Source organism: Pandoraea sp. E26, assembly GCF_000681415.1.
GTDB lineage: Bacteria > Pseudomonadota > Gammaproteobacteria > Burkholderiales > Burkholderiaceae > Pandoraea > Pandoraea pnomenusa.
This window is the reverse complement of the sequence record NZ_AYXJ01000030.1, coordinates 224,089-237,409: the sequence shown is the minus strand read 5'-3', so window position 1 is coordinate 237,409 and position 13,321 is coordinate 224,089. Positions and strand designations below refer to the sequence as shown.

Here is a 13,321-nt window from a genome sequence, read left to right as displayed (position 1 = left end):
GGCCCGCGCAGACCGCCGGGCCCACGCAGCCGTGCCGCGCAGTCCATCCACCAACGCTCAATCAACGTCCTGTACTGACGCTTCCTTATCGTGCGAGTCTTCCGGGGTCTACCCAACGCGCAAAGCAAAGCGCCCTGCGTGCTGACGATCGGCAATTTCGACGGCGTGCACCTGGGCCACCAGGCACTGCTCGCACGTGTGCGCGCCGCCGCGGCCGCGCGCGGCCTGCCGGTGTGTGTAATGACGTTCGAGCCGCATCCCCGCGAATACTTCACGCCCGACCGGGCGCCGGCGCGTATCTCCAACCTGCGCGACAAGTTCGAGGCCCTGCGCGCGCAGGGGGTCGACCGGCTGGTGGTGGAACACTTCAACGCCCATTTCGCCGGACAGTCGCCGGAGGACTTCGTACGCAACATCATCGTCGACGGCCTGCACACCCGCTGGCTGCTCGTGGGCGATGACTTCCGCTTCGGCGCCAGGCGCGCCGGCGACATCGAATATCTGCGCGACGCAGGGCGCCGCTTCGACTTCGTCGTGGAGCAGATGCCGACCATCGCGCATGACGGCGTGCGCATCTCCAGTTCGGAAGTCCGCGCGGCGCTTGCCGACGGCAATTTCGAGCGCGCCCACGCGCTGCTCGGCCGTCCGTACGCCATCACCGGCCACGTGGTGCACGGCATGAAGCTCGGCCGCAAGCTGGGCTACCCGACACTCAATCTGCGCATCGCCCACAAGCACCCTGCCTTGTCGGGCATCTTCGTCGTGCAGGTGCACGGACTGGCCGAGCGGCCGCTGCCCGCCGTGGCGAGCCTGGGACTGCGTCCGACCGTCGACGACTCGGGCCGTGTACTGCTCGAGGTGCATCTGCTCGACTTCGCGGGCGACTGCTATGGCAAGCTCGTACGCGTGGAATTCCTGCAGAAGCTGCGCGACGAGGCGAAATTCGACGGACTGACCGAACTCGAAGCCGCCATCGCACAGGACACGCGCGAGGCCCGCGCCTATTTCGCCCATGCGCTCGACGCCAACGGCCCGAGCGCGCGACGCGATTTCGCCACCTCGGCGACCGACCGAATTAGTTGATCTTCGCCCGCGTGCGCCGGCGCCCCGCGCCGCGCGCGCGGCCCGCCGCCGCCACTGGCACCTGCCCGGGCGTTGCATTTCCCGGCCCGCTGGGGCCGAACGCAACGTCATCGGCGCGAGCGCCGCACACCCGACATCCAAAATTCGTAGCGAAGCACCATGAGCGATAAGAAAGCCCCGAGCAAGTACCCCGTCAATCTGCTGGACACGCCGTTCCCGATGCGCGGCGACCTGCCCAAGCGCGAGCCGCTGTGGGTCAAGCAGTGGCAGGAAAAGAAGATCTACGACAAGATCCGCCGCGCCAGCAAAGGCCGTCCGAAATTCATCCTGCACGACGGCCCGCCGTATGCCAATGGCGACATCCACATCGGCCATGCGGTCAACAAGATCCTCAAGGACATGATCGTCAAGGCGCGCAGCCTCGCGGGCTTCGACGCGGCCTACGTGCCCGGCTGGGACTGCCATGGCATGCCCATCGAGATCCAGATCGAAAAGCAGTTCGGCAAGCACCTGCCCGTGCGCGAAGTGCAGGAAAAGGCGCGTGCCTACGCGGCGGTGCAGATCGAGCGTCAGAAGGCGGACTTCGAGCGCCTGGGCGTGCTCGGCGACTGGGAGAATCCGTACAAGACCATGAACTTCTCGAACGAGGCGGACGAACTGCGTGCCCTCGCGAAGATCATGGAAAACGGCTACGTCTATCGTGGCCTCAAGCCGGTGAACTGGTGCTTCGACTGCGGCTCCGCGCTGGCCGAGGCCGAAGTGGAATACAAGGACAAGACCGACCTGTCGATCGACGTGGGCTTCCCGTTCGCCGAGCCGGAAAAGGTCGCCAAGGCCTTCGGTCTGCCCAAGCTGCCGCGCAACGACGGCTTCATCGTGATCTGGACGACCACCCCGTGGACGATCCCGTCGAATCAGGCCCTGAACGTCAATCCCGAGATCGAGTACGCGCTCGTGTCGACCGAACGCGGCCTGCTGATCCTGGCCACGGAGCGCGTCGAGGAGAGCCTCAAGACCTATGGCCTGCACGGCGAGGTCCTCGCCCGCGCGAAGGGTGAAGCGCTCTCGCTGATCCGTTTCCGCCACCCGCTCGCCACGGCGGACGCCGGCTACGACCGCACCTCGCCGATCTACCTCGGCGACTACGTGACGACCGACACGGGTACGGGCGTGGTGCACTCGGCGCCCGCCTACGGCGTGGAAGACTTCATGTCGTGCAAGGCGCACGGCATGCCGGACTCGGAAATCCGCATGCCGGTGCTCGGCGACGGACGCTATCAGGACAGCCTGCCGTTGTTCGGCGGCCTGTCGATCTGGGACGCCAATGCGCAGATCGTCGAGGCGCTGCGCGAGGCGGGTACGCTGTTCCACTCGTTCAAGTACACGCACAGCTACATGCACTGCTGGCGCCACAAGTCGCCGATCATCTATCGCGCCACCAACCAGTGGTTCGCGGGCATGGACGTGAAGCCGGTCGACGGTGCGCCGGGCGACGGCAAGACGCTGCGCGAGATCGCCCTGGCCGGCATCGAGGCCACGGAATTTTTCCCGTCGTGGGGCAAGCAGCGCCTGCACAACATGATCGCGCACCGCCCGGACTGGACGCTCTCGCGCCAGCGCCAATGGGGCGTGCCGATGGCATTCTTCGTGCACAAGGAAACCGGTGCCTTGCACCCGCGCACGCCGGAACTGCTCGAAGCCGTGGCCAAGCGCGTGGAGACCGAAGGCATCGAAGCGTGGCAGACGCTCGATCCGGTCGAACTGCTCGGCGACGACGCCAAGGATTACGTGAAGAACCGTGACACGCTCGACGTGTGGTTCGACTCGGGTACCACGCACTGGCATGTGCTGCGCGGCTCGCACGCGCACGAGCTCGGCTTTCCCGCCGACCTGTATCTGGAAGGCTCGGACCAGCATCGCGGCTGGTTCCACTCGTCGCTGCTCACCGCGTCGATGATGGACGGCCGTCCGCCCTACAAGGCGCTGCTCACGCACGGCTTCACCGTCGACGGCCAGGGCCGCAAGATGTCGAAGTCGATCGGCAACACCATCGTGCCGCAGGAAGTCGCCGGCAAGCTCGGCGCGGAAATCATCCGACTGTGGGTCGCGTCGACCGACTATTCGGGCGAACTGTCGATCTCCGACGAAATTCTCAAGCGCGTGGTCGAGAGTTATCGCCGTATCCGCAACACGCTGCGCTTCCTGCTCGCGAACCTGGCCGACTACGACCATGCGAAGCATGCGCTGCCGCCGGAGCAATGGCTCGAGATCGACCGCTACGCCGTGGCGCTGGCCCAGTCGCTACAGACCGAAGTCCTCGGCCACTACGACCGCTACGAGTTCCACCCGGTCGTGGCCAAGCTGCAGACGTTCTGCTCGGAAGACCTCGGCGGGTTCTACCTGGACATCCTGAAGGACCGTCTGTACACGAGCGCGCCGGACGCCATGGCACGCCGCGCCGCCCAGAACGCGCTCTATCACATCACGCACGGCCTGCTGAAACTCATGGCGCCGTTCCTGTCGTTCACGGCCGAAGAGGCGTGGCAAGTGTTCCAGCCGGGCAACGATACGATCTTCACGGAAACGTATTACGCCTATCCGGAAGTCGCGCAGGGCACGCGTTTGCTGGAGAAGTGGCACCTGTTGCGCACGGTGCGTGGCGACGTGACCAAGGCACTCGAAGAGGCGCGAGCGGCCGAGAAGATCGGCTCGTCGCTGCAGGCCGAAGTCGACGTGCGGGTCTCGGGCCGCAAGTACGACGTGCTGGCCAGCCTCGGCGACGATCTGCGCTTCGTGCTGATCACGTCGGCCGCGACCGTCACGCAGGTGGCCGCGGAAGCCGACGAAGGCGTGGTCGTCACGCCGTCGTCGCATCAGAAGTGCGAACGCTGCTGGCACTACCGCGAAGACGTGGGTGCCGACGCGGATCACCCGACCCTTTGCGGGCGTTGCGTGTCGAATCTCTTCGGCAGCGGCGAACACCGGAGCGCGGCATAATGGCAAGCAAAGCAGGCGCGCGTTCGGGCGCGCAACGACGAAGCGGCGGTAGCGGCAGCAACGGCAGCAGGGGGGGCGCGCGCGGTGGCGCCACGTTCGGCCTGGCGCCCTGGCTGGGGATCGCGGTCATTGCGATCCTGCTCGACCAGGTCACCAAGCTGACGATTCTGAAGACGTTCCAGTACGGCGAGTTCCACCCGCTGACGTCGTTCTTCAATCTGGTGCTGGTGTACAACAAGGGGGCGGCGTTCAGCTTCCTCGCCGCCGCGGGTGGGTGGCAACGCTGGTTCTTCACGCTGCTCGGCGTGGTGGCGGCAACGGTCATCGTCGTGCTGCTCAAGCGCCACAACGGCCAGAAGATGTTCTGCCTGTCGTTGTCGCTGATTCTCGGCGGTGCGCTGGGCAACGTGATCGACCGCGTGATCTATGGCCACGTGATCGACTTTCTGGACTTTCACGTCGGCGGCTGGCACTGGCCGGCGTTCAACGTGGCCGACTCGGCGATTTGCGTGGGCGCCGTGTTGCTGGTGATCGACGAGCTGCGGCGCGTGCGGCGCGGCAAGTAGGCCACATCGCAGGGTCCGCCGCGGCAGTTGCGGCGCGATCCGCGCGCACGGCGGCATGTGCGAGCGGACGACACACACCGTCGCGGCGCCCCGGAGGCGCCGCGCGGCACTTTGGAGGAAGCATTTCTATGGAACGCGGCGAACTGGCGGGCAAGACCATCGTTCTCGGCCTGACGGGCGGCATTGCCTGCTACAAGTCGGCCGAACTCACCCGGTTGCTCATCAAGGCAGGCGCCACGGTACAGGTCGTGATGACCGAAGCCGCCACGCAATTCATCACGCCGCTCACGATGCAGGCCCTCTCCGGGCGTCCCGTCTTCACGAGCCAGTGGGACAACCGCATCGACAACAACATGGCGCACATCGACCTCTCGCGCGAGGCCGACGCCATTCTGATCGCCCCCGCCTCCACCGACTTCCTCGCCAAGCTCGCACACGGCATGGCGGACGATCTGCTCAGCACGCTGTGTGTGGCGCGCGACTGTCCGCTGCTCGTGGCGCCGGCCATGAACCGCCAGATGTGGGCCAACCCGGCCACCCAGCGCAACGCGGCCACCCTGCGTGGCGACGGTATCGCGGTGCTCGGTCCGGACAGCGGCGACCAGGCGTGCGGCGAAATCGGCGACGGCCGCATGCTCGAACCGGAAGCGCTCTACGAAGCGCTCGCCGCCTTCTTCCAGCCCAAGCGCCTTGCCGGACGGCGCGTGCTGATCACCGCCGGGCCGACCTTCGAGCCGATCGATCCGGTGCGCGGGCTGACCAATCTGTCGAGCGGCAAGATGGGCTTCGCACTCGCGCGCGCCGCTGCGCAAGCGGGCGCCGACGTGCATCTCGTGGCCGGCCCGTGCGCGCTCGAGACGCCCTGCGGCGTGACGCGCACCAACGTCCAGACCGCGCGCCAGATGTTCGATGCGGTCATGGCCGACGTCTCGCACAACGACATCTTCATCGCGGTGGCCGCGGTCGCCGACTGGCGAGTGCGCGACGTCGCCCAGGACAAGATCAAGAAGACCGGCGAGGGGGACGTGCCAAGCCTCGAATTCGTGCAGAACCCCGACATCCTCGCGGCCGTGGCGCAACTGCCCAATGCGCCTTACTGCGTGGGATTCGCCGCCGAATCGGGCGACCTGGAAAAGCACGGCGCGGACAAGCGCCGCCGCAAGCAGGTGCCACTGCTCGTGGGCAACCTCGGCCCGGCCACGTTCGGCAAGGACGACAACGAAGTCATTCTCTTCGACGAAGCCGGGCAGAAGCGCCTGCCACGCGCCGACAAGGCGTCGCTCGCGCGCAGCCTGATCGTCGAGATCGCCGCCAGACTCCCGTCGCGCACCCCGGCCTGACGCGAGCCGATCGTCTGTCATCGTCGTTGTCCGGCAACGCTGGCAGACGCGTAGAAACCGGTGGCCCGAGGGCCGCCGCAATGTCCGCCCGACATTGGCCGATCGCGGCCTGCGGGCCATCGCACGACCCGAATCGAAAATGACGCAACCTCCTTCGTCCGCGCGTCCGAATGTCAGTGTCTACGGGACGCTGAGCATGCTCGCCGCGATCATGTTCTTCGGTTTCATGACGATCGGCATGCCACTGCCCGTGCTGCCGGTCTATGTGCACGAAACCCTTGGCTACGGCTCGTTCGTGGTCGGGGTGACGATCGGCATCCAGTCCGTCGTCACGCTGCTGCTGCGCTCGTACGCCGGGCGCACCGTCGACACGCGCGGTCCGCGCCGTGCCGTGCTCACCGGCCTGTGCGGATGCGCCGCCGCGGGAGTGCTCTATCTCGTCGCCTCCATCGCACCGAATTCCGCGCTCGCACTGGGTATCCTGATCGCCGGGCGCGTTGTACTGGGCTTCGGCGAAAGCCTGATCCTGACCGGCGGCATGTCGTGGGGCATTGGCCTGCTCGGCGCCGCACACGCCAGCAAGGCGATTTCGTGGCAGGGCGTGTCGATGTACACGGCGCTGGCCATCGGCGCCCCGTTCGGGGCATATCTGCTGCAGTCGGCAGGCTTCACCGTCGTCTCGCTCGTGAACATCGCACTGCCGGCCGTGGCCTTCGCGATCGCCTTGCGTCTTCCCGCGGCGGCGCCCGTGGGGGGCAACCGCCTGCCGTTCTTCCGCGTGGTCGGACGGGTCTGGCGTCCGGGCCTTGCCATGACGCTCGGCAGCATCGGCTACGCGGTCATCGCGGCATTCATCACGCTCTACTACGCCAGCCAGGGCTGGTCGGGCGCCGCATACGCGCTCACGCTGTACAGTGCCTGCTTCATCGGCATGCGGATTCTGCTCGCCCATGCGGTCGATCGCTTCGGCGGACGCCGCGTGGCCATGTGCTCACTGGTATTCAGCGCGATCGGTCAGTTCCTGCTTTGGGGCGCCGTGAGCCCGCACATGGCGCTCGCGGGCGCAGGATTGACAGGCGTGGGCTTCTCGCTGGTATTCCCCGCGCTGGGCGTGGAAGCCTTGCGCCAGGTACCGCCGCAAAACCGCGGCGCGGCGCTGGCCGCCTACTCGGCGTTTTTCGACCTGGCCCTCGGCCTGATCGGGCCGATGGCCGGCCTCGTCGCCAACTTTTTCGGTTATGCCTCGATATTCCTGTGCGGCGCACTGGGCGGTATCGTGGCGATTCTGATGATTGCGCGCCTGCCGCATGCAGGCCCCGGCACGGTACCGGTGGATTCGTCCGCCGGCAGCGGCCACTGACTCACAAGACGATGCGCCGGCGCCCTGCCCGCCGGCCCCTCGGAGCCCGAACGCATGACACAACCCGCCACTGCCCGCATCAAGCTGTCGATCCTCGACCAGACACCCGTCATCCACGGCCATGACGTGGCCGATGCCATTGCGGCGACCGTCGAACTGGCCCAGGCCGCCGACGACCTCGGCTACACGCGTTACTGGTGCGCGGAGCATCACGGCCTGCGCGGCGTGGCCAATCCCGCGCCCGAGGTCATGATCGCCCGGCTGGCGAGCGTGACGAAGCGGCTGCGCGTGGGCTCCGGCGGCGTGATGCTGCCTTACTACAGCCCGTTCAAGCTGGCGGAACAGTTTCTGATGCTCGAAGCGCTGTTTCCGAACCGCATCGACCTGGGCGTGGGACGCGCGCCGGGCGGCGACATGCGCACCGCGCGCGCCGTCGCGAAAGGCCCGTACGACGCCGGCGAGCACTTCCCGCAGCAGGTCGCGGAACTCGCGGCGCTGTTCGATGGCACGCTCGCCGACGACCATCCCTATCGCGGGGTATTGCTGCAACCGGCCGTGGCCACTCGGCCCGAGGTGTGGGTGCTGGGTTCCAGCGAATTCGGCGGACTGCTCGCCGCACAGCTCGGTCTTCGCTACTGCTTTGCGCACTTCATCAACGCGCATTACGGACACCGCGTCACGCAAGCCTATCGGGAACGCTTCACGCCGGGACGACTGGACAAGCCGTACTGCGCCGTTGCGCTTTTCGTCATCTGCGCCGACACCCAGGCCGAGGCCGAAGCACTCGAAGCCGGCGTGGATCTGCGACGCGTGCAAATGGCCTACGGCATGAACGAGCCGATCCCGAGTCTGGAACAGGGCGCTCAGGCCAGGGCGCAGTATCGCGAACGGGAATTGTCGGTGATCGCGCGCGAGAAACCGCGTAGTATCATCGGCACCCCGGAGCGGGTGACCGAGCGCGTCATGGAATTGCAGGAGCAGTTCGAAGCCGACGAAATCGTCGTGCTTACGGTGGCCGGCAGTTATCGCGCGCGCCTGCGCTCGCATGAACTGCTCGCACAGGCCTTCGCGTTGCGGGCGGACGACTGAACCGGTGCGCGTGCCCTCGCCACCACGGGCGCGCCCCGCCTCCACGTCCCGGCATAGTTTCCATGCGCCTTGCGCCCCCATGTGTTCGCACACAGGGTTGCCCGGCCCCGCTGTCCTCATTAACGTCGTCACGCCCTAACGTACTCACCTCCTAACACCATGAAACTCGACGTCAAGATCCTCGACGAACGCCTGCGCTCGCAGTTGCCCGCTTACGCCACGCCGGGCAGCGCCGGGCTTGACCTGCGCGCCTGCCTCGATGCGCCCATGACCATCGCCCCCGGACAAACCGTGCTCGTCCCCACCGGGATGGCGATCCATCTGGAAGACCCGGGCTATGCCGCGTTGATCCTGCCGCGCTCGGGCCTCGGCCACAAGCACGGCATCGTGCTGGGCAATCTGGTCGGGTTGATCGACTCGGACTACCAGGGCCAATTGATGGTGTCGACGTGGAACCGCGGCAACGAGCCGTTCGTCCTGAACCCTTTCGAGCGCCTGGCGCAGCTCGTGATCGTGCCGGTCGTGCAGGCCGAGTTCAATATCGTCGACGAGTTCCCCGAGAGCGATCGCGGTGCGGGCGGCTTCGGCAGCACCGGCAAGCACTGACGCACCGACGTCGAAAAAAAAGCGCCGCTTGAAGCGGCGCTTTTTCATGGGCGCGAGGCCCTGAAGTCGACTGACGGGTCCTGACGGTTACTCGACCTCGGCCGCTTCCGGCTCGGGACGCGTGTTACCGTCCTCCGGGAACGACAACTGCACCTGATCGTGCTCGTCCAGGTCGACGGTCACGCGCCCACCGCTGGTCAGGCGCCCGAAGAGCAGTTCGTCGGCCAGCGCACGACGAATCGTGTCCTGAATCAGACGCTGCATCGGACGTGCCCCCATGAGCGGATCGAAGCCCTTCTTCGCGAGATACGCGCGCAGCTTGTCGGTGAACACCACCTCGACCTTCTTCTCATGCAGCTGGTCTTCCAGCTGGATGAGGAACTTGTCGACGACGCGCAGGATGATCTGCTCGTCGAGCGGCTTGAAGCTGATGATCGCGTCCAGGCGGTTGCGGAACTCGGGCGTGAACATGCGCTTGATGTCGGCCATTTCATCGCCGGCCTGACGCTCGTTCGTGAAGCCGATGCTCGCGCGGTTGATCGTCTCCGCGCCCGCGTTCGTCGTCATGATGATGATGACGTTGCGGAAGTCCGCCTTCCGGCCGTTGTTGTCCGTCAGCGTGCCGTGATCCATCACCTGGAGCAGCACGTTGAAGATGTCCGGGTGCGCCTTCTCGATTTCGTCGAGCAACAGCACGCAGTGCGGCTTCTTCGTCACGGCCTCGGTCAGCAGGCCGCCCTGATCGAAGCCCACGTAGCCCGGCGGCGCGCCGATCAGACGGCTCACGGCGTGGCGCTCCATGTACTCCGACATGTCGAAGCGAATCAGCTCGATGCCCAGTGTGAACGCAAGCTGCTTGGCGACTTCGGTCTTGCCGACCCCGGTCGGTCCCGAGAAGAGGAACGCACCGATGGGCTTGTCCGTCTTGCCCAACCCGGCACGCGACATCTTGATCGCCGCGGACAGCGCATCGATGGCCGGGTCCTGCCCGAACACCACGCTCTTCAGGTCGCGGTCGAGCGTCTGAAGCTTGCCGCGATCGTCCGCCGACACACTCTGCGGCGGGATGCGCGCGATTTTCGAGACGATTTCCTCGATCTCGCCCTTGCCGATCGTCTTCTTCTGCTTGGACTTCGGCAGGATGCGCTGCGCGGCACCGGCTTCATCGATCACATCGATGGCCTTGTCCGGCAGGTGACGGTCGGTAATGAACTTGGCTGACAGCTCCGCGGCGGCGGACAGCGCGCTCGACGAATACTTCACGCCATGGTGCTCTTCGAAGCGCGACTTCAGCCCGCGCAGGATCTGCACGGTTTGCTCGACCGTGGGCTCGTTCACATCGATCTTCTGGAAACGGCGCGACAGCGCGGCGTCCTTCTCGAAGATGCCGCGGTACTCGGTAAAGGTCGTGGCGCCGATGCACTTGAGCTGCCCCGACGACAACGCCGGCTTGAGCAGGTTGGACGCGTCGAGCGTGCCGCCCGACGCGGCGCCCGCGCCGATCAGCGTATGAATTTCGTCGATGAACAGGATCGCGTTGCTGCGCTCCTTGAGTTCCTTGAGCACCGCCTTCAGACGTTGCTCGAAGTCGCCGCGATACTTGGTACCTGCCAGCAGCGCCCCCATGTCCAGCGAGTAGACGGTGGCATCCTGCAGGATCTCGGGCACTTCGCCGCGCGTCACACGCCAGGCGAGCCCTTCGGCGATGGCGGTCTTGCCCACGCCGGCTTCGCCGACGAGCAGGGGGTTGTTCTTGCGACGGCGGCACAGCACCTGCACCACGCGCTCGACTTCCGATTCGCGTCCGATGAGCGGATCGATCTTGCCATCGCGCGCCATCTGGTTGAGGTTCTGCGTGTACTGCGCGAGCGGGCTTTCCTTGGCGTTGGCGCCCTCTTCGCCTTCGGCGCTGCCTTCACCGGCCTTGGCCGACTCGCCCGACGCGCCCGTCTTGGTGATGCCGTGCGAAATGAAATTGACGACGTCCAGCCGCGTCACGCCCTGCTGCTGCAGGTAGTAGACGGCGTGGGAGTCCTTCTCGCCGAAAATCGCGACCAGCACGTTCGCGCCCGTGACTTCCTTCTTGCCGTTGGAAGTGGACTGCACGTGCATGATGGCGCGCTGGATCACGCGCTGGAACCCAAGCGTGGGCTGCGTGTCAACCTCGTCGCTGCCAGGCACCGTCGGGGTATTGTCGGCGATGAAGTTGCGCAGGTTCTGCCGCAAATCATCGAGATTCGCGGCGCACGCGCGCAACACCTCGGCGGCGGTCGGGTTATCCAAGAGGGCGAGCAACAGGTGCTCGACCGTGATGAATTCGTGTCGTGCCTGGCGCGCTTCCATAAACGCCATGTGCAGGCTGACTTCCAATTCCTGGGCAATCATGCTTCCTCCATCACGCACTGCAGCGGGTGCCCGGACTGCCTTGCATGGCTAACGACTTGCTCAACTTTGGTCGCCGCGACGTCGCGCGTAAAGACCCCACAAACTCCCCTGCCCTCGCGATGAACCTTGAGCATGATCTGCGTGGCAGATTCCCGGTCCTTATTGAAATATTCCTGAATGACCATCACCACGAATTCCATCGGGGTGAAATCGTCGTTCAACAGTACCACCTTGTACATCGACGGCGGCTTGAGCTGTTGCTCCTGCCGCTCCTGTACGGTGTCGTCATGCGTTGTCGGTAAGGTTGCCATACGTGGATTCTAAACAACTCCCGGGCGCAGGAAGCAATCGGAGCTCCTATTGCCGCCTGCCGGCCGGTCGTCCACCGGAATGCCAACACTCGCCGTTGATCGCGTGCGTTGCCCAGCAAGGCGCCGCAGCCCCCGACCACCGGGGGTGCCACACCCATATGAGTCAGCTTAACCCAAATTTCAAGGGTGTGTCGCGGCACCCTTTATGCCCTGCCAGATATAAGGGTAAAACCTGATCGAACGCCACTTCTATCGTTCAAAAAGCGCTTGACACTATTGGCGGTTAGCGAAAACAATCATCGTGGCGCTTTTCCTCTATAAGCGTTTTAAAAGAAAAGATGCCTGGGTGAGCCTAAGAAGCCGCCGCCAGCCGGCGGGTTTTTCAGATGTGCTCGTTGTTGCGGTGATATGTAGTAGTCGTAATTGTTTAGGGGAAGTTTGTATGGCAACCGGTACGGTCAAATGGTTTAACGATGCCAAGGGTTTTGGTTTCATCACGCCTGACGAAGGTGGCGAGGACCTGTTCGCGCACTTCTCGGCGATCCAGATGAACGGCTTCAAGACCCTCAAGGAAGGTCAGAAGGTGCAGTTCGAGGTCGTTCAAGGCCCGAAGGGCAAGCAAGCTTCGAACATCCAGGCAGCTCCCTGAGCGCCACGGTTCGATGCATTGGAAACCCGGCTCCGGCCGGGTTTTTTATTGCGCCGCAGCAACGCATGCACCAGCTTGTCTCATTTTGGATCCATTTTCGATCTGCGGATTCGACGCAACTTTCCACTCACGACCCAAAGTCGTGCGAAATTTATCTGCGTTAAAACCTGTATAAAACTTGATTCATCGCAACATTCCTCCAATTATTAAATTACTCAACGGCGTTACCGGAATGCGGAAATCAATTACGCATTTACTTCAATAATGTAAGTAATCCTACGGAGCCGTTTCTTGCCCGCGCATCCCAATCTCGCCGATTTGGCTGTCGGGACGGGAAGCGACCAATTCGCCAGCGTTGCGCGCCGGAACGGAACACGTATTCGACGATCACGAAAGCTCGCGTCACGGCGCAAGGGTAATCCGCGGGATGAATCATTTGTTTCACGAAGCGCCATGTGATTCAACGCGTCCTCCCTTCGCGACGAGACGTGGGGCTTGCGCAACGCTGCGCTGCAATAGGCACGGGCCGCCCGTCGGGCGGCCCGTTCGAACGTCTCGCAAGGCAGGCAAAGGGCCGTGCCCCACGTCGTTTGCACCGCTCAGGGGCAAGCCGCCTCAGCCCAGGTCGACGTAAACCTTGTCGGCCTCGATTCGGATCGGATAGATTTTCACCGCCTCGGTTAGCGGCGCGCACAGGGCGGCACCGGTCCGCACGTCGAACTTGCCCTGATGCAGCGGGCACTCGATCTCGTGGCCGTCCAGAAATCCGTCGCAAAGCCGGGCGTTCCCGTGGGTGCAGACGTTGTCGGTCGCGAACACCTCGCCATCCACGCCATACAGGGCGATCTCCCGGCCGGCCACCACCACGCCGATCACGTCGTCCTCGGGAATCGCGTCGCGCGGCGCCGCTTCCATCCAGTTTCCACTCATGTCGT

Annotated in this window: 11 protein-coding genes; 8 read left to right on the top strand and 3 right to left on the bottom strand. The window is 64.8% G+C overall.

Going from position 1 to position 13,321, the window contains the following annotated elements:
* Window positions 1-90 precede the first annotated feature (90 nt).
* The 7 genes from W930_RS0119785 (at window position 91) to dut (ending at window position 9,041) form a co-directional block, all read left to right on the top strand.
* Window positions 91-1,083, top strand: coding sequence for a bifunctional riboflavin kinase/FAD synthetase (locus tag W930_RS0119785; RefSeq protein ID WP_023594584.1), 993 nt, complete (start codon window positions 91-93; stop codon window positions 1,081-1,083).
* A 159-nt stretch (window positions 1,084-1,242) separates the two neighbouring features.
* Complete coding sequence (gene ileS, locus W930_RS0119780) at window positions 1,243-4,080, top strand: isoleucine--tRNA ligase (protein ID WP_023872113.1); 2,838 nt, start codon at window positions 1,243-1,245, stop codon at window positions 4,078-4,080.
* On the top strand, window positions 4,080-4,646 hold the full coding sequence (gene lspA, locus W930_RS0119775; protein WP_024788587.1) for a signal peptidase II: 567 nt from the start codon (window positions 4,080-4,082) through the stop codon (window positions 4,644-4,646). The genes ileS and lspA overlap by 1 nt, the downstream gene beginning before the upstream one ends.
* 128 nt (window positions 4,647-4,774) lie before the next feature.
* Window positions 4,775-5,986, top strand: coding sequence for a bifunctional phosphopantothenoylcysteine decarboxylase/phosphopantothenate--cysteine ligase CoaBC (gene coaBC / locus W930_RS0119770; protein ID WP_023594581.1), 1,212 nt, complete (start codon window positions 4,775-4,777; stop codon window positions 5,984-5,986).
* 139 nt (window positions 5,987-6,125) lie between these two features.
* Entirely contained in the window at window positions 6,126-7,346 is a 1,221-nt protein-coding gene (locus W930_RS28215; RefSeq protein ID WP_023594580.1) for an MFS transporter, read from the top strand.
* Window positions 7,347-7,400: 54 nt separating this feature from the next.
* Window positions 7,401-8,435, top strand: coding sequence for an LLM class flavin-dependent oxidoreductase (locus tag W930_RS0119760; protein ID WP_024788588.1), 1,035 nt, complete (start codon window positions 7,401-7,403; stop codon window positions 8,433-8,435).
* A 159-nt stretch (window positions 8,436-8,594) separates the two neighbouring features.
* Entirely contained in the window at window positions 8,595-9,041 is a 447-nt protein-coding gene (dut, locus tag W930_RS0119755) for a dUTP diphosphatase (protein WP_023594578.1), read from the top strand.
* A gap of 87 nt (window positions 9,042-9,128) precedes the next feature.
* On the opposite strand, the gene clpA is transcribed toward dut, so the two are convergent.
* The gene (gene clpA, locus W930_RS0119750; RefSeq protein WP_023594577.1) at window positions 9,129-11,426 is read right to left on the bottom strand and encodes an ATP-dependent Clp protease ATP-binding subunit ClpA; all 2,298 of its coding nucleotides are present in this window, start codon (window positions 11,424-11,426) and stop codon (window positions 9,129-9,131) included.
* Window positions 11,423-11,737: an ATP-dependent Clp protease adapter ClpS gene (clpS, locus tag W930_RS0119745; RefSeq protein WP_010807118.1), complete on the bottom strand. Its 315-nt coding sequence runs from the start codon at window positions 11,735-11,737 to the stop codon at window positions 11,423-11,425. The genes clpA and clpS overlap by 4 nt, the downstream gene beginning before the upstream one ends.
* A 442-nt stretch (window positions 11,738-12,179) precedes the next feature.
* Between clpS and cspD the strand changes: the two genes are divergently transcribed.
* Window positions 12,180-12,386, top strand: coding sequence for a cold shock domain-containing protein CspD (cspD, locus tag W930_RS0119740; protein WP_023594576.1), 207 nt, complete (start codon window positions 12,180-12,182; stop codon window positions 12,384-12,386).
* 615 nt (window positions 12,387-13,001) lie between these two features.
* Here cspD and W930_RS0119735 read toward each other — a convergent pair.
* The gene (locus W930_RS0119735) at window positions 13,002-13,316 is read right to left on the bottom strand and encodes a non-heme iron oxygenase ferredoxin subunit (protein WP_023872117.1); all 315 of its coding nucleotides are present in this window, start codon (window positions 13,314-13,316) and stop codon (window positions 13,002-13,004) included.
* Window positions 13,317-13,321: the final 5 nt, after the last annotated feature.